The sequence below is a fragment of the Propionicimonas sp. T2.31MG-18 genome (assembly GCF_964266745.1).
GTDB lineage: Bacteria > Actinomycetota > Actinomycetes > Propionibacteriales > Propionibacteriaceae > Propionicimonas.
The window spans coordinates 640,772-660,096 of sequence record NZ_CAXWGX010000001.1 but is presented as its reverse complement, the minus strand read 5'-3'; the positions used below and the strand labels follow the sequence as shown (position 1 = coordinate 660,096).

The following is a 19,325-nucleotide window of genomic DNA, read 5'->3' as shown; positions in this document are numbered from 1 at the left end:
AGCATGCTCAACTGGAAGACGTCGGCCATCGCGGGGCTTGCCGTGATGACGACCACCCTCACCGGCTGTGCCGGGCTGAACACCGGGGCCGCCTCCAGCGCCCCCGCCGGGGGCACCGGTGCCGCGAAAGCCAAGCCGGCCGCCTGCTCCGACGCCAACCCCTACGTTGCCGTCGCGCTGCCCAACTTGACCAACCCCTACTACGTGGCCATGAAGAAGGGCTTCGAGGAGGAGGGCGCGTCCGCGGGCTTCAAGGTCGAGGTGCAGATCGCCAACGACGATGACGCCAACCAGCTCGCCCAGGTGCAGGCCATGCTGCAGAAGAAGCCGTGTGCCCTCGCGCTCAACGCCGTCAAGTCCGAGCCGGCTGCCGGCATCGTCAAGGCAGCCAACGACGCCGGCGTCCCCGTCTTCACGGTCAACGTGATCGTGGACGAGAACGCGCTCAAGGCGCAGGGCGCCACGATCATGCAGTACCTCGGTGCTGACAACAAGGCCGGCGGCACGCAGACCGGCGAGCAGGTGCTGAAGGACCTCGGGGCCGACGCCAAGCTGAACATCGGCTTCGTCACCGAGCCCGACGAGCGCCCGGTCGTGATCCGCGACGAGGGCTTCACCGAGGCCATCAGCAAGAACCCGAATGCGAAGGTCGTGGCCAAGGTCGACGGCAACGTCAAGCCGGACGACTCGCTGAAGGTGACCTCCGAGATGATGCAGGGACACCCCGAGATCAATGTGATCTTCGCATCCACCGGCCCGGCCGCCTACGGCGCGATCCAGGCCACCGAGGGCAAGGACGTCAAGGTGTACGGCTTCTGCGCTTCCGAGCTGAAGCTGACCGACAGCTACCCGTCCTGCGTCGCGCAGGAGCCGGAGGACTACGGACGCCGGGTCATCCAGCAGGTCAAGGCTTGGAACGGCGGCGGCAGCGTCGAGGCGCAGATCCTGCGTCCGCTGAAGCTGTTCGTGAAGCCCGACACCCCCGGCCCCGGCTTCGTCGGCTGAGCCTGATCGATCGTCGTCGTAGGTGAGAAGGAGTGAGTGACGTGGAAGAGTTGGTGCTGCAGGCAGTCGGAATCCGGAAGCTGTTCGCCGGCGTGCCCGCGCTGGATGGGGTCGACCTGACCCTCACCGCCGGGAAAGTGGTCGGGCTCGTCGGCCACAACGGGGCGGGCAAGTCCACTCTGCTGAAGGTCCTGTCCGGCGCGTACCAGCCGGACGGGGGCGAGCTCCTCATCGGTGGACAGAAGGTCGCCCACCACTCACCTGCGGCGGCGATCGAGGCCGGGATCTCGACGGTCTACCAGGAGCTGTCGCTGCTACCCAACCTGACCATCGCCGAGAACACCTTCCTGGGCCGCGAGCTCAGGAAGGGTGGCCGGCTGGACAAGAAGGGAATGCGCGAATCCGCCCAGCAACTGGTGGACAGGTTCGGGATCGAGGCCGACGCCGGCCGCCTCGTCGGGGAATACCCGGTGGCCACCCGGCAACTGCTGGAGATCGCGATCGCGACCTCCCGCAACGCGAAGTTCCTGCTCCTCGACGAGCCCACCACCAGCCTCGAGGGCGACCAGGTCGAACCCCTGCTGAAGATGGTGCGCGGCCTGGCCACCAACGAAGGCCTCGGCATCGTGTTCATCAACCACAAGCTCGACGAGCTCTTCGCGATCTCCGACGAGGTGGTCGCGCTGGTCAACGGCAAGGTTCAGATCCGCGGCACCACCGACAAGGTGAACCGTGCCGAGGTGATCAAGGCCATCGCCGGCTCCGAACTCCCCGAGAAGGACGACTCCGGCGCGACCCACGCGGCCACAAAGGCCGATCCGAACGCTGTCCGTGACGTAGTGCTGTCAGTCACCGGGCTGCACAGCGCCGAGCTCAACGGCGTCGACCTCGAGGCCAGCTCCGGCCGCATCCTCGGCATCTACGGACTGGTCGGCTCCGGCCGCACAGAGTTCCTCAGGACCCTGATCGGCCTCCTCCCACCGACCTCCGGCTCGATCACCCTGTTCGGAAACGACTACCGTCCGTCCGATCCCGCGGACGCCCAGCGCCACGGCGTGGTGTACCTCACCGAGGAACGCAAGATCGACGGCATCGTCCCCGGACTCGACTCGATCACCAACGCCGTGCTGCCCATCGTCGGCCAACACACCCGCGCCGGCCTCCTCGACCACCGCAAGCTCCGCGAGATCGCCACCGACCTGCTCACCCAGCTCGGCATCCGCGGGAACATCCACGCACCTGTGGTCACCCTTTCCGGCGGCAACCAGCAGAAGGTGCTGCTCGCCCGGGCGCTCGCGCAGAAGCCCAGGATTCTGCTCCTGGACGAGCCGACCAAGGGCGTCGACATCGGCGTCAAGGCCGAGATTCACCAGTTGCTGCGCACACTCGCCCACGAGGACGGCCTCGCCGTGATCATGGTCTCCAGCGAGGAGGAGGAAATCCTCGAAGTCTCCGACGATGTCGTGACCTTCGTGCTCGGCAGCTGCGACGGCCAGGAGATCCCCGCCGGCCAGCTCAGCGTGCAAGGCCTGCGCCACAAGGCGTGGGAAGCCGCCTGAGGACGGGGGAGACATGAACCAGGACTTTCGCGAACTCGCGCATGAACGGGTTGCCATCGAAGCCGCAGCCCTGCAGTCGGTGACGGCGGTGTTCGACGAGGCCACCGACCAGATCCTCACCCTCCTCTACAACTGCAGCGGCAAGGTGTTCGTGACCGGCTCCGGCACCTCGGGCACCATCGCCCGCCGAATGGCGCACCTGTTCTCGGTGAGCGGCACACCGTCGGTCTTCATGCAGCCTTCGGACGCACTCCACGGCACCATGGGCGCGCTCAGTCCCGGCGACGTACTGATCTCGATCTCCAAGGGCGGCGAGTCCGACGAGATCAACAACCTCAGCGCCCGCGCCCAGGAACGGGGCGTCACCGTCGTCGCGCTCACCAGCGAGCCGGACTCCAGCCTCGCGCGGCTGGCCGACCACATTCAGGTCTTCGCCGTCGCCGACCAGGTCGATCCCGGCAACCTCATCGCGATGGGCTCCACCCTCATGCACGCAGTCTGGGGAGACTGCCTGGCCGTCGCGCTGATGCGCATGCGCGGCTACAGCTGGACCGACGTGGTATTCACCCACCCGCTCGGCGCGGTCGGCAAGCTCGCCGATCTCCCCGGTGAGCTGGAAGGCTTGCCCGCACCGCCAAGCAGCACGTCCTAGCCGGGTCGCCCACCTCGACGTGAACCTCATAACAGACTGCAAAGCGATAGAATCCAGGCATCCCAATGACGCGCGCCGCTCACGCGGCGGGCTGGGCCGTGCCCACTTCGAGAAGAGCAGATGACAGAAACAGCCGTGGTTGCCACGCTGCCCAGCTATCCGATCGACCTCCGGCTCGTGGTGACGGACCTGGACGGGACGCTGCTGGACGGCGACGGCGAGATCCCGGACCGACTGTGGCGGGTGCTGCCGAGGCTGCGCGAACGCGGGATCAGGCTGGCCCCGGCGAGTGGTCGCCAGTACGCGAGCCTGCGCCGGCTGTTCGGCGACAGTGCCGACGGGATGGCGTTCATCGCGGAGAACGGGACGCTGGTGGTCCTGGACGGGGATGAGCTCAGTTGCACCCCGCTTGAGCCGGCCTTCGCCTCTGAGCTGGTCGGGATGGTCCGTGGGCTCGTTCTGGAGGGGCATGACATCGGCCTGGTCTGGTGCGGCCGCGAGGCGGCGTACATCGAACGGTCCGACGAGCGTTTCGTGGCGGAAGTCGCGAGGTACTACGCCGCGCTGGAGACCGTCGACGACCTGCTGGACATCGGCGAGGCGGCGATCAAGTGCGCGGTGTTCGACTTCGGGGGTGCGGAGGCCGGCGCCGCCCGGCTGCTCGCAGAGCGTTGCGCCCCGCACCAGGTGGTGGCTTCCAGTGAGCACTGGGTGGACATCATGAGCGCGGACGCCAACAAGGGCGCCGCAGTGGGGTCACTGCAGCGTGAGCTGGGTGTCACGCCCGAGCAGACCGTGGTGTTCGGGGACTACCTGAACGACTTGGAGATGCTCACCGGCGCGCCGAACTCCTTCGCCATGGCGAACGCGCACCCTGATGTGATCGAGGCGGCACGCTTCGTCGCGCCCGCGAACCGGGAGCACGGCGTCGTGACGGTGATCGAGCGGCTGCTGGAGGCGTCCGAGCCGGCAGCCTGAACTCAGCCGAGGGCAATCCGCTGCCGGCTCCGGCCCCGAAGTTTCGAGCCTTCCTGGGTCGATGCCCTTGGCAGTCGCGGGGCCGTGGCGCGGCTTGGTGTCGGAACGGGGCACTCTTCGCGAGGCCCGGAAAGTAGCCACCTCCGACGTGGCCAGGATATGTCTCAGTTCACCCCTGTCCGGGCGCGTCCGTAGGGGGCTGGCCAGAGAGCGTATTGGCTAGTCACGGGACTGATGCACCTTTAGGTGACAGGTTGGGTTAGGCGGCCTGGGTGGCCGGTGTGGTCATGATGGTCTCGTACTCGATGGGGGTCAATCGGCCGAGGCTGGCTTGCCGGCGTCGGCGGTGGTAGGTCCGTTCGATCCAGGTGATGATGGCGAGCCGGAGCTCGTGCCGGGTGCTCCAGCGGTGCCGGTCGAGGACGTTCTTCTGCAGCAGCGCGAAGAAGGATTCCATGGCGGCGTTGTCGCCGGCCGAAGCGACCTGACCCATCGATCCGGCCAGTTGGTGGTGGCGAAGCGCAGCCAGGAATCTTCTGGAGCGAAATTGGGCGGATTCAACCGATCGTCGCAACACCGCCTTGTTGGAGCAAGAGTAGGTGGTCGTTGAGTACTTCGGCGGGGGTCTTCCAGCCGAGTGTCTTGCGTGGCCGGTTGTTGAGGGCTACGGCGACGGCGGTGATCTCCTCGGCGCTCCAGCGGGACAGGTCGGTGCCTTTGGGGAAGTACTGACGCAGGAGCCCGTTGGTGTTCTCGTTGGTGCCTCGCTGCCAGGGGCTGTGCGGGTCGGCGAAGAACACGCGCACGCCGGTAGCGATGCTGAAGCGGGCATGGTCGGACAGTTCTTTGCCGCGGTCCCAGGTCAGGGACCGGCGCAGCTGTTCGGGCAGGGTGGTGATGGTCGAGGCGAGCGCGTTGGCCATGGTGACCGCGCCGTAGCCGGCCAGTGCCGGGCCGTTCTTGGTGCGAGGGATGATGCCGTAGCCGGCTTCGCGGGGCAGGTGGACCAGCATCGTGAACCGGGTGGTCCGTTCGACCAGGGTGCCGATCGCTGAGCGGTGGAGGCCGATGATCAGGTCTCCTTCCCAGTGGCCGGGCACGGCCCGGTCGTCGGCCTCGGCGGGACGTTCACTGATCAGGGTCTCGGCGGTGACGTGCGCCCATGCCTTCTGGTGGGCGCGGGCACGTGGAACCCTGAGTGCGCGGCCGGTGCGTAGGCAGGTGACCAGTTCGCGTTGCAGCGCGCCGCGTCCCTGGACATAGAGCGCCTGATAGATCGCCTCGTGGCTGATCCGCATGGACACATCATCAGGGAAGTCGACTGGTAGCCGGCGCGCGATCTGTTCAGGGCTCCACGCCTGGACCCAGCGCCGATCGCCGCGGTGCGGTTTGTTCCGGCCCTTCCACGTTGGCCCTTCGGCACCGACAACGGTGCCGTCGGCGGCGTTGATCACCCCGGAAAGCCGGTCCTGGACGTAGCGGCGCAACCGGTCGTTGCCGGCGAGCTTCGCCGGTCTCGGCCGGCGTGCACGCCGCTCAGCGTGCCACTGAGCTGTCGAGGCTTTGTAGTCCAGCCGGTAGGTGCGGGTCGAGGCGTTGCGGCGCAACTCGCGCGACACGGTCGACGGGTCCCGGCCGAGCCGGCGGGCGATCGCTCGAACACCCAGGCCCTGGGCGCGCCACAACGCGATGTCCTCCCGCTCGGAGAACGACAGATACCGACCCGACACCGACGCAGGAAGTCCGGGATTCACCCCGCCAGCGTGGCGGAACCACCGGAACCCGACCGGGCTGGACACGCCCGCCTCCACGCAGGCGTCCTCGGTCCTCACCCCGCGAGAGATCGCCGCCCAGAACCTGACCCGATCCTCACGCCAGGCAACCGTCGGTCGCCCCGGCGAGGGAAGCTGACCCCGATACTCACGAACATTCCGCTGCCTATTCCCGACCCCCACCCAACACCTCCACGATCAAGGTGTTGCGACCACCAGTTGAATCCGCCTTGCGACCCTCGGTCGGAATGCACGATGCAGCCAGCCACCTGGCCTCGGCGGGCGACGGCCATGTTGAGTGCGTCGACCGCGATCCTCGATTTCATCCGGTCACTGATCGAGTAGCCCACGATCCGGTTCGACCACTCGTCCTTGATCGCGCACAGGTACACCTTTCCCTGCCCGGTCCAATGCTCGGTGATGTCGGTCAGCCACAGCTGGTTCGGACCTTGGGCGGTGAAGTCCCGCTTCACCAGGTCGTCGTGGGCCGGCGGGCCGGGCCGCTTGCCGTTACGGCCGCGTGGCTTGCCGAACACGCTCCACCACCGGTTCGCCGCACAGATCCGCCACACCGTCCGGTCACAGCCCGACAGGCCGGCCTCGCGGGCCTCATCGGCCAGCAGCCGGTAGCCGAACTCCGGATCATCGGCGTGGGCGTCGAAGATCGCGCTCGCCAGGTACGCCTCGTCGAGCTCACGACTTCCGATCGGGTGGGCGAGCCAGCGGTAGTAGGGCTGGCGGGCGAGCTTCAGCACCCGGCACGCGACCACCACCGGTATCCCGTCGGCAGCCAGCTCACTAACGAGCGGGTACATCATTTTCCCGGCAGATTGGCCTGCGACAGATACGCAGCCGCCCTGCGCAGGACCTCGTTCTCCTGCTCCAGCAACCGGTTACGGCGCTTCAACTCCCGCAACTCGGCCGACTCCGACGACGTCACGCCAGGGCGGACCCCGTCCTCAACATCGGCCGCGCGCAGCCAGTTCCGCAGGCACGACTCACTGATCCCGAAGTCCTTCGCGACCTGAGCGATCGGCGCCTCGCCCTTCCGGGCCACCGCCACAACATCGTCCCGGAACTCTCTCGGATGGGGTTTCGGCATGGTGCACATCCTTCCAGCAGGGCCCACAGGCCCCACAGATCGAATGTCACCTACTCATGCAGCAGTCCCCATCGACACGACCAGGATATTCGACACGCGTCGTGGTGCCAGCGGAGGCGGCGCCTGCTCGCCTTCGACAACCGAACCCGGGACCCCAGGTCCGCGGGAGGCCGGCGCTCGGCTCTGATCGCCTCCATCGCGGGATGGGAGGCCGCAGGTGCCCTGCAGCCGAAGTGGACGACATCCTGCTGAGACGCGTGGAGTTCGCTACGCTTTGCCGCAAGAACGTGCTCCGGGGTCGGTGAAACTCCGAACCGGCGGTGATAGTCCGCGACCCGGCGGCTCCTTGTGAGCCAATGGTTGAACCGGTGGGATTCCGGTACCGACGGTTAAAGTCCGGATGGGAGGCGCACGCGGTTCGTGGCATTGCCGCGCGCCGACGCTCCTGCGTTGGCGGGTCCGGCTTCGCTGCGCGCTGGCATGTCCCTGCCCCGGAGTCGTCACACGAGACGACGGAGGGGCAGATGAGTCCGACCATCCTGGAAGACCGGCGATCAGCCGATGCGACCACAAGCGCGCACGAGAGCGCCATGGACCGTGCCCTCATGCTCGCCGCCCGGTCCCCGCGGGCCGACCCGAACCCACGCGTCGGCTGCGTCCTGGTCGACGATGACGGCCGGATCGTGGGCGAGGGCTGGCACCATGGCGCCGGAACGCCGCACGCCGAGGTTGAGGCGCTCAGCGGCGCCGGTCCGGACGCCGCGGGCGCCACTGCGTACGTGACCTTGGAGCCCTGCAACCACCATGGCCGCACCGGTCCCTGCGCCGAGGCGCTGCTGCGCGCCGGCGTCCGTCGCGTGGTGTACGCCCAGGCCGACCCGAATCCGCCCGCGTCCGGCGGCGCGGCCACGCTGGCCGCGGGTGGAGTGGAGGTGCTGGGCGGCGTCCGGGCAGCGGAAGCGGCCCTCCTCAATGAGGCCTGGACGTTCTCGGTGACGCACGGGCGTCCATTCGTCACCTGGAAGGTTGCGGGCACCCTGGACGGCCGGACCGCCGCCGCGGACGGCACGTCGGCGTGGATCACGGGCCAGCCCGCCCGGCTCGACGTCCATCGGTTGCGGTCCCGCTGCGGGGCGATTGTCGTCGGGACGGGGACGGTGCTGGCCGACGATCCCCGCCTCACCGTCCGCCGCCCCGACGGCACGGAAGCGCCCCGGCAACCCGTCCGGGTGGTCGTCGGACGTCGCCCGATCCCCGCTGACGCCCGTGTCCTGTCGCCAGACGCGTCCACGCTGCTGCTCGCCGACGACCCGGCAGGTGTCCTGGCACGCCTGCAGGAAGCCGGTGTCCGTCATGTCTGGCTGGAGGGTGGGGCCACCCTCGCCGCGGCGTTCGTCACCGCCGGCCTGGTCGACGAGATCGTCGCCTACCTCGCGCCCGTCCTGGTGGGTTCCGGCTCCCCGCTGGTCGGCGACCTCGGCGTCGCCACCCTCGCGGACGCCCACCGGTACGCCCTGGTCGATGTGCGTCGTCTGGGCGACGACGTCCGGCTCACCCTCCGCCCCCTCCCCGATCTTTCAGAACCCCAACCGAACTCTGGCAAGGAGTGATCATGTTCACCGGCATCATCGAAGAACTGGGCGAGGTCGTCGAGATCCGCCACCTGGAGGACTCCGCCGTCGTGACCGTCCGCGGTCCGCTCGTCACCTCCGACGCCACCCACGGCAGCTCGATCGCCGTCAACGGTGTCTGCCTCACCGTGACCGGCCTGGACGGGGACCTGTTCATGGTCGACGTCATGGCCGAGTCACTCCGGCGAACATCGCTGGGCGGCCTCACCCCGGGGGACCGGGTCAACCTGGAGCGGGCGATGGGGTCCGACGGCCGGTTCGGCGGGCACATCGTGCAGGGACACGTCGACGGAACGGGCCGCATCCTGTCCCGTACGCCGGGCGAGCAGTGGGAGGTGGTCGAGATCTCCTGCCCAGCCGAGGTGCAGCGCTACCTGGTCGAGAAGGGCTCGGTCACCGTCGACGGCGTGTCCCTGACCGTGTTCGACATCCGGCCGGACCGGTTCACGGTCTCGCTGATCCCGACCACGCTCGAGCTGACGACCCTCGGTCCCGCCGCTGTCGGGGCGGTCGTCAACCTCGAGGCGGACATCCTCGGCAAGTACATCGTCGCCCACCTCGAGCGTCTCGAACTTGGCGCCCTGCGGGAGACCACCCATGCCTGAGTTCGCCACCATTCCCGCAGCCCTGGACGCGCTGCGCGCCGGCCGTCCGGTCCTGGTCCTCGACGACGCCGACCGGGAGAACGAGGGGGACGCCATCTTGGCGGCCTCGACGGCGTCCGCCGAATGGGTCGGGTGGATGGTGCGGCACACATCGGGCTACCTGTGCGCCCCCCTGCCCGTCGACTGGGCCGACCGTCTGGGCCTGCCCCTCATGGTTCCCGACAGCGCCGACCCGTTGCGGACCGCGTACACCGTCAGCGTGGACGCGGCGTCCGGGGTCACGACCGGGATCTCGGCGGCGGACCGGGCCACCACGCTCCGCGTCCTCGGCAACCCGGACGCCGCGGCGTCCGACCTGATCCGGCCCGGGCACGTCCTGCCACTGCGCGCCCGGCCCGGCGGGGTCTTCGAACGGCAGGGGCACACCGAGGCGACCGTCGACCTGTGCCGGCTGGCCGGCCTGCCGCCCGTGGGCGTGATCGGTGAACTCGTCCACGATGCGGGTGAGGTGATGCGGACGCCCGACGTCGTCGCCCTCGGCGCGGCCGAGTGCCTGCCCGTCATCACGATCGCGGACCTGGTCGCCTGGCGCGACCTGTACGACCGCGTCACGCTGGCCGCCGTAACGACGCTGCCCACCGCCCACGGGACGTTCGCGTTGCACGGCTACCGGGACCGGCGCACCGGCGCCGAACACCTCGCCTTGATCAGCCCACGCGGCCTCACCACCGATGGCGCGGCACCGCTCGTCCGCCTCCACTCCGAATGTCTCACTGGGGACGCGTTCGGTTCCCGCCGCTGCGACTGCGGCCGCCAACTCGACGAGTCCCTCGCCGTCATTGCCCGTCAGGGGGGTGTCGTGATCTACCTGCGAGGTCACGAGGGGCGCGGCGTGGGGCTGCTCGCGAAGCTGTCGGCGTACGCCCTCCAGGACGTCGGCGCGGACACCGTCGACGCCCAAACCCTGCTGGGCCTACCGGTCGACGCCCGCGAATACGGCGCCGCCGCCGCCGTCCTGACCGCCCAAGGGGTGGTCCGGGCCGAACTGCTCACCAACAACCCGGCCAAGGCCGACGGCCTGCGCACGGCGGGGATCGACATCACCGGCCTCCGTCCGCTCATCGTGGAGCCCAACCCCGACAACGTGCACTACCTGTCCACCAAGCGCGAGCGGATGGGCCACCGCCTACCCACCGCGTCCACCCTCGTCCAGGAGGCCTGATGGCTGGCTCCGGCACCCCCCACCTCACCGTCGACGGCCGCGGCCGACGCATCGCCGTCGTCGCCTCGTCCTGGCACGACCTCGTCATGAACTCTCTCGTCACCAACGCAGTTACCACGCTGGAACGGGCCGGCGCGACCGTCACGGTGGTCCGCGTCCCGGGCACGTTCGAGCTGCCGGTCGCCTGTGCCCGCCTGGCCCACCACTTCGACGGGCTGGTCGCGCTCGGTGTCGTCATCCGGGGCGGGACACCCCACTTCGACTACGTCTGCGCAGGCGCCACCCACGGCATCGTCGACGTGATGACCCGCACTGGAACGCCCGTCGGTTTCGGTGTCCTCACGTGTGACACCGAGCAGCAGGCGCTCGACAGGGCTGGGCTTCCCGGATCACCGGAGGACAAGGGACGCGAGGCGGCCGAGGCCGTCCTGGCCACCCTCTCTGCGCTGACCGCCGCGGTGCCCTGATCCTCCTACCATTGCAAGCGCCCGGACACCCGGAATGGCCGCCGCCGGTGAGCCGTTCGATCGTCTGCGCGTGTCACCACGTTCAAGGCGTGCGTGGCAGCTGGGCGACGTCCCTCACCTCTCCGATTGCTCGCTCGACGACGTCCTCGAGGATCGCGGCACCGATCGTTTCCTCACCGTCGACGACGAGCGCGAAGTGGGTGCCGCCCGCCTGCATGGCGGCCACGGCGGCCTCCAGGGGGGCGTCCTTCGCGATGGTCGCCAGCGGGCGGAGAAATGGACCGCCCGGCGCCACCCCGGCCGAACCCGCCACCAGTGGGGTCGTCGTCGACCGCACGCCGCACCCGGTCCCTGTCATCAAGGGTGGTGGCGACGTCTGGTCCGCCGACGTGGACGTCCGACTCTGGATTCGGCGGACAGGGACGATCCGTAGCGCCAGTCTCCTGGTGGCTTCGCGTCGCCCCTGTCCGCGAGGAGGAGCCGGAGCCCGTTAGGACGGATGTCGTGTTCGCTCGCCGCCGCCAGGAGGACGCCCATGAACCCCGAGCCACACCACCATGTCACCGGGACAGGATTGTGGCTCCAGGAGGCCGACGTCCACGGCGTCCTGCGCCGACGCGGGGCAAGTCGTACACCGAGATCGCCGAGACTGTGGGAGGTGTGACATGGAGGCCGTCGCTGTCACGTGCGTGGTTGCCCGAGGGCTCGTGGACGCCTTGGAGGCACTCCTCTTGAGCCTGCCTGGTCGGCGCCGCTCTGCTGGCAGCGTTGCGGTGAACGCCGGGTGGGTTGGGGCTGCGACGCTTGGCGGTCGTCGGCCTATGCTGAAGGCAGTCTTGGACGCGAGGTCCGCGCGGCCTTGGCTCCGGTGCTATTCCCCACGTATTCCCCACGACAAGGTGACGAAGTGGCAATCAACCCACATAAGACCTTGTCAGGGGGCCATTATCGGCTGACAGAAGAGAGCTTCAACTCCTCTCTCGCGCACCGCAAGGTGCCTCTGACAAGGGCAAACACGGAATCATGGATCCTCTCTCGTGTTCCTTTCCGATATGCCTCAGATCCTTCTGACTAGGGCTTTCGCGTGGTGGCGTGGGGGCTGATAGCCAGATGAACCCACTCGGGGCCGCTCCTGCTCCACGGAGAATGGCCCGCGAAAACTGGTTCTGACTAGGTGCGATAAACGACTGGGGCATCTCCGGACGGTCTGTGCTGCCCCACGCTTGCCCCACGAGAACTCAGAAACGGTACAAGAACCCAGGCGCCCCTGTAGCCCCGCGACGCCGCCATCGAACCCTGCTTTGTCGACGCGGTTGAAAGCTAACCCTGTGTCGCCACTCGATTCTTGACCCCCGTAGCCGACCCGCATGGTGCACTCGACCTGTCGGGGTGTCTCGTTGGGATCTGGACCCTACGGAGCAGGTGTGCCAGAAGTCGAGAGTCGGACCCTAACGAGGCGCTTCGGCGGCCAGCGCGGTGTGTCGCGCTGGGGTGTACCTCGCAGTGACGAGTGACTGGGTTGCGGCTGCTAGCCGACCGGTGCGAGGCCAAGGGCGACGACGGCTCCGATCACGGTGAGCGCGGGGGGTTGGATGTCGGCGGCGTCGGCGAGGGCGGGCAGCGTGGCCACGGTGCCGCGCACCACCTGTTGGTCGGGTAACGCGGCCTTGGCGACGATGGCGGCGGGGGTGTCGCCGTCGAGGCCGCGGCTGGTCAGGCCGGTGCAGATCTCGGGGAGGTGGGCGACGCCCATGAGGATCACGATGGTGCCGGTGCTTTGCGCGAGCGCGTCCCAGTTCACGGTCGAGGCGGGGTGGTCGGGTCCGACGTGTCCGGAGACGACGGAGAAGTTCTGGGTGATGCCGCGGTGGGTGAGGGGGATGCCGGCGAGTTCTGGTCCGGCGATCGCGGAGGACACTCCGGGGATGACGCGGATGGGGATGCCGGCCTCGGCGCAGGCGAGCCATTCCTCGCTGCCGCGTCCGAGGACGAACGGGTCGCCGCCCTTGAAGCGGACGACGGTCCTCCCTCTGCGCGCGTGGTCGATCAGGAGGGCGTTGATGTCGGTCTGGGCGGTCTGGCAGCCGCGGGGGATCTTGCCGACGTCGATGAGGGTGGCGCCGGGGCGGGTCTGGTCGAGGCAGGCGAGCGGTGCGAGGTGGTCGTAGAGCACGACGTCGGCTTCGCGGAGTGCGCGGAGGCCGCCGATGGTGAGCAGGTCGGGGTCGCCGGGTCCGCCGCCGACGAGGATGACCTGGCCCGTGGTGGGGGTGTCGGTGTCCATGCGGGTCCTTTCGTGGTGCGTGGTCGGAGTCAGCCGGTTCGTCCGTCGGTACCGCACAGGGCGTTGACGGCGGCGACGGTGACGGCGCTGCCACCCCGGCGTCCGTGCACGACGAGGTAGTCCAGGCCGAGGGTGTTGTCGGCGAGGGCCCGTTTGGACTCCGCCGCCCCGATGAAGCCGACCGGGATGCCGAGGACGGCGGCCGGCGCGAGCTCCGGGTCTTCCTCGACGATCTCGAGCAGGTGGAACAGGGCGGTGGGCGCGTTGCCGATCGCGACCACGGCGCCGGCGAGGTGGGGGCGCCACAGCTCGACGGCCGCGGCGGTCTTGGTGGTGCCCAGTTGGGCGGCCAGGTCGTAGAGTCGCGGGTCGCCGAGCAGGCAGAGGATCTGGTTGTCACGGGGAAGGCGGGAGCGGATGATGCCACTGGCGACCATCCGGGAGTCGCACAGGATCGGGGCGCCCTGCTGCAGTGCGGTGGTGGCGGCGGGGGCGAGCCCTTCGGACCAGGCGAGGTCGTCGAGGAGGTCGACCTGGCCGCTGGCGTGGATCATCCGGACCGCGACCGCCCGGAGGCCTTCGGGCACCTTGTCGAGGTCGGCTTCGGCTGCGATGGTGGCGAAGGACTGCCGGTAGATCTCGGCGCCGTCCTTGATGTAGTCGTAGCTCACAGCGATTCCTGGTTGACGACCTCGAGGAACCGGTCCCGCACCCGGCGGGCGCGCAGCGGGTCGTGGCTGGTGATGGCGGCGACGGTGACGCCGGCGGTGTCTCCGGTGGCCGGGGTCCAGGCCGAACCGTCGTCGGCCCGGTCGGCGCGGACGCAGTAGGTGTGGCGCGTCTCGGCCTCGGCGACGATGGCGGCATTGGCGGCCGGGGAGTCGGTGAGGGCGAGCACGTACCAGGCGCCGTCGAGGTCGGCGGGCTCGAAGCTGCGCGCGTGCCAGGTGATCGCGCCGGCTTCGGCCAGGCCGGCGAGGCGGCTGTGCACCTCGGGGGAGATGACTTCGACCCGGGCGCCGGCGTCCAGCAGTTTCGGGACGCGGCGGCGCGCGACACACCCTCCGCCGACGACGACGACCTTCCGGTCGCGCAGCAGCAGGCCGGTGAGGTAGGCGGGGGAGCCGGTGGTGGTGCGGGCCCGGAGCGCGCCTTCCTTGTATCGCTGGGCGACGACCTGGGCGAGTTCGTCGCAGGGCCCGATCACGTCGGCGATCCGGATGAAGGTGTCGGGGTGGGCGGCGCGGAACTCCTCGACCTGTTGGTGGACCCACTGGTCGAGCCGTCCGGTGAACAGGAAGTGGGGCATGACCACGATGCGGCGGCTGCCGGAGGCGTGGTACTGGCGCAGGATTTCGGTCAGCGAGGGCCGGGCGACCTGGATGAAGGCGGACAGCACCTGGTGGTAGCCGCCGGTCTCGAACACGATCCTGGACAGCCGGACGTGGTCGGCGTTGGCGTCGGTGTGGCTGCAGCCGCGTCCGACCATCACCACGTCGGTGTCCTCGGCGGACCAGTCGGCGCGGGCGGCGGCGATCCGGGCGTGGACGGCGTTGACGAGTGCCTTGGGGGAGCCGAGGTGCCGGGTGTAGACGACGGTCGCCGCGAGGTGGCGGGCCCTGGAGGCGTCGATGGCTTCGGGGATGTCGTCGCGGACGTGGCCGCCGGTGCCGATCATCAGCGGCACGACGACGGCGGAGGTGGCGTCGGCGAGCACGGTGTCGAGGGCGGCGTCGATGGTGGGTGGGGTGAGTTCGACGAACCCGGCCTCGACGCGGACGCCGGGCAGCAGCCCGCGGACCTTCTCGACCAGTGTGGTGGCGGCGTCGGCGCCGGCGTTGACCCGGGTGCCGTGGCCGGCGATGACCAACGGTGGCGGGGTGGCGGGTACCGCGGGAGGGGCCGGGGTCGGGGTGACGTGGCTCATCGTTCCATCCAGTGGTAGTCGCGGGGAGTGACCATGGCCGTGCGCCCGGTGCCGGCGGGCAGGTAGCGGGTGGTGGAGGAGCCGACCACGACCAGGGAGTTCATGTTGACCACGTCGGGGTCGAAGTCGGCCAGGGTGGCGAGGGTGACTCGCTGGTCGGGCCGGTCGGCCTCCTCGACGACCGCGACCGGGGTGCTGGGCGGGCGGTGGGCGGCGAAGATGGCCAGCGCATCGGGCAGGTGGTGCAGCCGTGTGCGGCTGCGCGGGTTGTACAGCACGGTGACCAGGTCGGCCTCTGCGGCGGCGCGGACGCGGGTGAGGATGGTGTCCCAGTCGGTGTGCAGGTCGGACAGCGAGATGGTGGCGTGGTCGTGGCCCAGGGGTGCGCCGAGGATGGCGGAGGCGGCGAGGCTGGCGGTGACGCCGGGCACGATCTCGATGTCGATGCCTTCGGTGCCCTGTTCGAGGGTGGGGGAGGCCATCGCGTAGATCGCCGGGTCGCCGGAGCAGACGAGGGCGACGTTGTTGCCTTCGCGCGCGAACTGGATGGCGGTTGCGGTGCGTTCCTCCTCCTTGCCCATCGGGGTGCTGGCGATCCGGACCCCGGGCCGAAGCAGGTCCTTGACCTGTGCGACGTAGGGCCGGTAGCCGACCACGACGGAGGCCTGCCGGATGGCCTGCTGGGCGCGGGGGGTGGTGAGGTCGCGCGAGCCCGGGCCGAGGCCGATCACGGTGAGCTTGCCGCGGGCGGGGATGCGCCCGATCGCACAGGTGGCCTCGGCCGTCCTCTGCTTCTCGACCAGCAGGGTGGCGCCGTGGGCGAGGACGGAGGCCTCGGCGACGCTGGGGGTGCCGACGGCGACGCGGGGTGCGTCGCTGGGGTTGGGCACCTCCAGGGTGGCGAGCTGATCGGCAGGGTAGGTGACCAGCGGCACGCCGAGGTCGGCGGCGAGCTGGACGAGCCCGGCTTCGTCGGCCTTGGCGTCGACGGTGGTGATCGCGGCGAGCGACCCCAGGGCGAGGCCTGCCTGTTCGAGGGTCTGTTCGAGCAGGCGGCGCAGACTGGTGGTGCTGGTGCCGCGGTTGCAGCCCAGGCCTGGGACCAGGCTGGGCGGGTTGAGTACCACGCTGGGCAGGCTGCCGGGGTCGGTGAGCTGGTCGGTGACCAGGACCCGAGCGATGAGGCCGGTGGGCTCGGGGTCGTCTGGTCCCAGCACGCTCACGGTCGCCGGCAGCGGCGGCAGCGGCCACGGCTGGCTGCGGCGCACCGCGACCGGTTCTCCGTCGAGGATGGCCCGGGTCACAGCGGCGACATCCCCCGTCCAGCGCCAGCCGAGGGTGTCCAGACCGGGCACGCCGGCGGCGTCGGTGGCGGTGGTGAGGACGGCGGTGGCGCCGAGCCCTGCGGCGATCCGGCTGGCGAGGTCGTTGGCCCCGCCGCCGTGGCCGCCCACCAGCGGGATGACGAACCTCCCGGCGTCATCGATGACGACGACGCCCGGGTCGGTCGTCTTCGATGCCAGCAGGGGGGCGAGGATGCGGGTGGTGGCGCCGAGGGCCAGGTGGCTGACGATCAGGTCGCACTCGGCCCACGCCTGCGGGAGGCCGGCGACGGCACCGTCGGTGTAGCGGCGGCTTTCCTGGCCGAGGATGGCGTCGATCTGGTCGGCGCGGGCGCGGCTGCCCGGGCCGCTCGTGACCTGTCCGATCATGGCTGTTCTCCGATGACGAGGGGTGATGGGTGGCGGGTGGGGCCGGCGACGCCTCCCGGCCACGGCGCGTCGTCGTCGGCGGGGTGCCGGTCGAGGACGAGGACGACGTTGGGTTCGCGCGGGACGGTGGTGCGCGCAGCGGCGGTGGTGAGGACACGGACGCGTTCGTCGGGTTCGCCGAGCCGCTCGGCCAGGACGAACCACCGGCCCAGGCCGTCCAGGGCGGTGGCCAGCTCCCTGATGCCGTGCTCCGCCGAGGTGAACACCGCGACCTTTCCGGCGGTGTGCACCAGGTCGAGGGCCGGTTCGAGTGGACGACCGTGGACGCTGACGACGGCGGCGTCGTCCCAGGGCAGGCCGACGGCGGCGAATGCGGCCGCGATCGAGGACACGGCCGGCACCACGCGGGGACGAAGACCCGCAGCCCGCAACGTCCTGACGACGCCGAAGTACAACGGGTCGCCGCTCGCGATCACGACGACCACCTGGTCCTCGGGCAGAGTGGCCAGCTGTTCGACGGCCGGTCGTAGCGCTCCGAGGGTGATGCGTCGGGAGTCGTCGACCTCGAGGGCGTCGAGGTGGCGTTGGCCGCCCACCACCCAGTCGGCGGTGGCGGCGGCCACCCGCAACTCGAGGGTGGGAGTGCCGAGCAGGCCGTGGACGGTGATCACGTGTCGGTCCTGGTCACCAGTGGGGTGCCGTCGGCGGCGCGGTACTCGTGGCGGAAACCGGGGTGGTAGAGGTGGCTGCGGGTGTCGTGCTGCTCGGCCAGGGCTGGTCCGACGAGCACGACGGTGTGCTTCCACAACTTGTGGGCCTTCATCGTGGCCGACAGTTCGGCCAGGGGGCAGCGCAGCATCAACTCGTCGGGCCAGCTGACCCGGTAGCCGACGATGCAGGGCGTGTCGGCCGGGTAGCCGCCGGCGAGCAGCTCGTCCTGGAGCACCTTGTTGCGGGCCGCGGACAGGTACAGCGCCATGGTGACGCCGTGAGCGGCGAAACCGCGGACCGTCTCCCGGTCGGGCATCGGGGTGCGGCCGCCTTCGAGGCGGGTGAGGATGAGGGTCTGGGAAACCTCGGGGATGGTGATCTCGGCGTCCATGCGGGCAGCGGCGGCGGAGAAGGCCGAGACGCCGGGGATGGTGCGGTGCGGGATGCCGATCCGCTCACAGATGCGGCGCTGCTCGGCGGTGGCCCCGTAGATCGACGGGTCGCCGGTATGGACGCGGGCGACCAGCAGGTCCTCGTCGTGGGCGCGCTGATACAGCGGGGTGATGTCCTCCAGCGACTCGGTCGCGGAGTCGACCACGAGCGCGCCGGGCTTGGTGTTCGCAACGATGGCGGCATCGACCAGGCTGGAGGCCCAGATCACGATGTCGGCCTGCTCGATCACCCGGGCGCCACGCACAGTGATCAGGTCCGCTGAGCCCGGGCCGGCGCCGACGAAGACGACCTGGCCGCTCACAGTGCGCCGCCGGTGGTGGTGCGCCGCGGTGCGACGAGGACGGTGCTGAAGTAGGGCGCGCTGGTGGCCTCCACCTCGCTGAGCGGGGTGATGGTTTGGCCGGGCAGGCCCACGTTCACCCCAAGCACGCCATCCAGGCCGCGGTCGTGGACGAGTGCGAGCAGGTCGGCCAGCTGGCGTCCGCCCTTGTAGGCGACGACGGTGTCGGCATGCTCGAGGGCGGCGCCGACCGCGGCCAGCCCGGCCGTCACTGGTACGAGGGTGAGGCTTTCGCGTCCCTCGACGAGCGGGGTCAGGCTGGCCGCGGCCAGCGCCTGCATGGCAGTGATGCCCGGCACGACCGACACGTCAACGTCGGGCACCACTGCCTGTACCTGGGCGGCGAGGTACGAGAACGTCGAGTAGACGCTCGGGTCGCCGACGGTGGCGAAGGCGACCGTGGCCGCCCCCGCCTGGAACGCGTCGACGGCGGCCTGCGCGGACGCCTCCCACGACTGGCGCCGCTTGGCGCCGACACCAGTGCGTTGCGCCATGCTGAACGGCACCCGACGCAGCTTGCCCGCGGCCTCAGGGCAGGCGGCGAGCACGACCTGCTCGGCCCGGCCGGCGTCGTCGCCGCTGGCCTCTGTGCTCGGCACCAGGATCACGTCAGCCCGATCGAAGGCCGCCACCGCTTTTCGGGTGACGAGTTCGGGGTCGCCGGGGCCGACGCCCACCCCAACCAGGGCAGGAATGCGTGCAGCAGTGTCCAAGGGAGCCTCCTCAGGTGTCCTCGCCCGATCTCGTTGCTCGGCAGTGAGGCGAGTTCCTGGCTCCCGGTCCACGCGTGGTGCGTGGACCGGTCACAGTGGCGGGACCGCCCCGGACTTGCCCTTTCGGGCTCACCGGAGTTCCTCGGCACATCTCTGCGGCGCCCAGTCTGGCACACTCGATGGCGAACAATT

Annotated in this window: 19 protein-coding genes, 1 pseudogene and 2 riboswitches; of the genes and pseudogenes, 8 read left to right on the top strand and 12 right to left on the bottom strand. The window is 69.9% G+C overall.

Annotated features, from left to right (window positions below; translation table 11 throughout):
- Positions 1 to 3 precede the first annotated feature (3 nt).
- From ACFQQJ_RS02785 to ACFQQJ_RS02770, 4 genes are all read left to right on the top strand, one after another.
- A complete protein-coding gene (locus tag ACFQQJ_RS02785) occupies positions 4 to 1,005 on the top strand; it encodes a substrate-binding domain-containing protein (protein WP_377103829.1) in 1,002 nt (333 codons plus the stop codon).
- Between the two features lie 41 nt (positions 1,006 to 1,046).
- Positions 1,047 to 2,564, top strand: a complete 1,518-nt coding sequence (locus ACFQQJ_RS02780) for a sugar ABC transporter ATP-binding protein (RefSeq protein WP_377103827.1) — start codon at positions 1,047 to 1,049, stop codon at positions 2,562 to 2,564.
- 13 nt (positions 2,565 to 2,577) lie between these two features.
- Positions 2,578 to 3,216: an SIS domain-containing protein gene (locus tag ACFQQJ_RS02775; RefSeq protein ID WP_377103825.1), complete on the top strand. Its 639-nt coding sequence runs from the start codon at positions 2,578 to 2,580 to the stop codon at positions 3,214 to 3,216.
- Positions 3,217 to 3,336: 120 nt separating this feature from the next.
- Entirely contained in the window at positions 3,337 to 4,194 is an 858-nt protein-coding gene (locus tag ACFQQJ_RS02770) for a Cof-type HAD-IIB family hydrolase (protein WP_377103823.1), read from the top strand.
- 259 nt (positions 4,195 to 4,453) lie between these two features.
- On the opposite strand, the pseudogene ACFQQJ_RS02765 reads toward ACFQQJ_RS02770, so the two are convergent.
- From ACFQQJ_RS02765 to ACFQQJ_RS02750, 4 genes and pseudogenes are all read right to left on the bottom strand, one after another.
- A pseudogene (locus tag ACFQQJ_RS02765) lies at positions 4,454 to 4,759 on the bottom strand (integrase core domain-containing protein); the annotation flags it as partial.
- On the bottom strand, positions 4,752 to 5,948 hold the full coding sequence (locus ACFQQJ_RS02760) for an IS30 family transposase (protein ID WP_377103964.1): 1,197 nt from the start codon (positions 5,946 to 5,948) through the stop codon (positions 4,752 to 4,754). The gene ACFQQJ_RS02760 and the pseudogene ACFQQJ_RS02765, both read right to left, overlap by 8 nt.
- 74 nt (positions 5,949 to 6,022) lie before the next feature.
- Positions 6,023 to 6,784: a DDE-type integrase/transposase/recombinase gene (locus ACFQQJ_RS02755; protein ID WP_377103821.1), complete on the bottom strand. Its 762-nt coding sequence runs from the start codon at positions 6,782 to 6,784 to the stop codon at positions 6,023 to 6,025.
- Positions 6,781 to 7,068 (bottom strand): transposase, encoded by a 288-nt coding sequence (locus tag ACFQQJ_RS02750; protein ID WP_377103819.1) that lies wholly within the window; start codon positions 7,066 to 7,068, stop codon positions 6,781 to 6,783. The genes ACFQQJ_RS02755 and ACFQQJ_RS02750 overlap by 4 nt, the downstream gene beginning before the upstream one ends.
- Before the next feature lie 284 nt (positions 7,069 to 7,352).
- A riboswitch (FMN riboswitch) is annotated at positions 7,353 to 7,484 on the top strand.
- A 108-nt stretch (positions 7,485 to 7,592) separates the two neighbouring features.
- Between ACFQQJ_RS02750 and ribD the strand changes: the two genes are divergently transcribed.
- From ribD to ribH, 4 genes are read left to right on the top strand one after another with little or no spacing between them, the layout of a single operon-like run.
- A complete protein-coding gene (gene ribD / locus ACFQQJ_RS02745; protein WP_228383365.1) occupies positions 7,593 to 8,678 on the top strand; it encodes a bifunctional diaminohydroxyphosphoribosylaminopyrimidine deaminase/5-amino-6-(5-phosphoribosylamino)uracil reductase RibD in 1,086 nt (361 codons plus the stop codon).
- A gap of 2 nt (positions 8,679 to 8,680) precedes the next feature.
- Entirely contained in the window at positions 8,681 to 9,304 is a 624-nt protein-coding gene (locus tag ACFQQJ_RS02740) for a riboflavin synthase (RefSeq protein WP_068750359.1), read from the top strand.
- Positions 9,297 to 10,526, top strand: coding sequence for a 3,4-dihydroxy-2-butanone-4-phosphate synthase (gene ribB, locus ACFQQJ_RS02735; protein ID WP_377103817.1), 1,230 nt, complete (start codon positions 9,297 to 9,299; stop codon positions 10,524 to 10,526). The genes ACFQQJ_RS02740 and ribB overlap by 8 nt, the downstream gene beginning before the upstream one ends.
- Positions 10,526 to 10,993, top strand: a complete 468-nt coding sequence (gene ribH / locus ACFQQJ_RS02730) for a 6,7-dimethyl-8-ribityllumazine synthase (RefSeq protein ID WP_068750356.1) — start codon at positions 10,526 to 10,528, stop codon at positions 10,991 to 10,993. Before ribB ends, ribH begins: the two co-directional genes overlap by 1 nt.
- Before the next feature lie 82 nt (positions 10,994 to 11,075).
- Here the strand turns inward: ribH and ACFQQJ_RS02725 are convergent, their stop codons facing one another.
- From ACFQQJ_RS02725 to cobI, 8 genes are all read right to left on the bottom strand, one after another.
- Positions 11,076 to 11,330: a hypothetical protein gene (locus tag ACFQQJ_RS02725; protein WP_076062268.1), complete on the bottom strand. Its 255-nt coding sequence runs from the start codon at positions 11,328 to 11,330 to the stop codon at positions 11,076 to 11,078.
- 1,191 nt (positions 11,331 to 12,521) lie between these two features.
- Positions 12,522 to 13,277: a uroporphyrinogen-III C-methyltransferase gene (cobA, locus tag ACFQQJ_RS02720; protein ID WP_377103813.1), complete on the bottom strand. Its 756-nt coding sequence runs from the start codon at positions 13,275 to 13,277 to the stop codon at positions 12,522 to 12,524.
- Between the two features lie 29 nt (positions 13,278 to 13,306).
- Positions 13,307 to 13,954 (bottom strand): precorrin-8X methylmutase, encoded by a 648-nt coding sequence (locus ACFQQJ_RS02715; RefSeq protein WP_377103962.1) that lies wholly within the window; start codon positions 13,952 to 13,954, stop codon positions 13,307 to 13,309.
- Positions 13,945 to 15,204 carry a CbiX/SirB N-terminal domain-containing protein gene (locus ACFQQJ_RS02710; protein ID WP_377103811.1) on the bottom strand — a complete coding sequence of 420 codons (1,260 nt, stop codon included), beginning with the start codon at positions 15,202 to 15,204 and terminating at the stop codon, positions 13,945 to 13,947. The genes ACFQQJ_RS02715 and ACFQQJ_RS02710 overlap by 10 nt, the downstream gene beginning before the upstream one ends.
- The gene (gene cobJ, locus ACFQQJ_RS02705) at positions 15,201 to 16,916 is read right to left on the bottom strand and encodes a precorrin-3B C(17)-methyltransferase (RefSeq protein WP_377103809.1); all 1,716 of its coding nucleotides are present in this window, start codon (positions 16,914 to 16,916) and stop codon (positions 15,201 to 15,203) included. Before cobJ ends, ACFQQJ_RS02710 begins: the two co-directional genes overlap by 4 nt.
- Entirely contained in the window at positions 16,913 to 17,587 is a 675-nt protein-coding gene (cbiE, locus tag ACFQQJ_RS02700) for a precorrin-6y C5,15-methyltransferase (decarboxylating) subunit CbiE (RefSeq protein WP_377103807.1), read from the bottom strand. Before cbiE ends, cobJ begins: the two co-directional genes overlap by 4 nt.
- Positions 17,584 to 18,381 (bottom strand): precorrin-4 C(11)-methyltransferase, encoded by a 798-nt coding sequence (cobM, locus tag ACFQQJ_RS02695; RefSeq protein WP_377103805.1) that lies wholly within the window; start codon positions 18,379 to 18,381, stop codon positions 17,584 to 17,586. The genes cbiE and cobM overlap by 4 nt, the downstream gene beginning before the upstream one ends.
- On the bottom strand, positions 18,378 to 19,133 hold the full coding sequence (gene cobI, locus ACFQQJ_RS02690; RefSeq protein WP_377103803.1) for a precorrin-2 C(20)-methyltransferase: 756 nt from the start codon (positions 19,131 to 19,133) through the stop codon (positions 18,378 to 18,380). Before cobI ends, cobM begins: the two co-directional genes overlap by 4 nt.
- A 29-nt stretch (positions 19,134 to 19,162) precedes the next feature.
- A riboswitch (cobalamin riboswitch) is annotated at positions 19,163 to 19,314 on the bottom strand.
- Positions 19,315 to 19,325 lie beyond the last annotated feature (11 nt).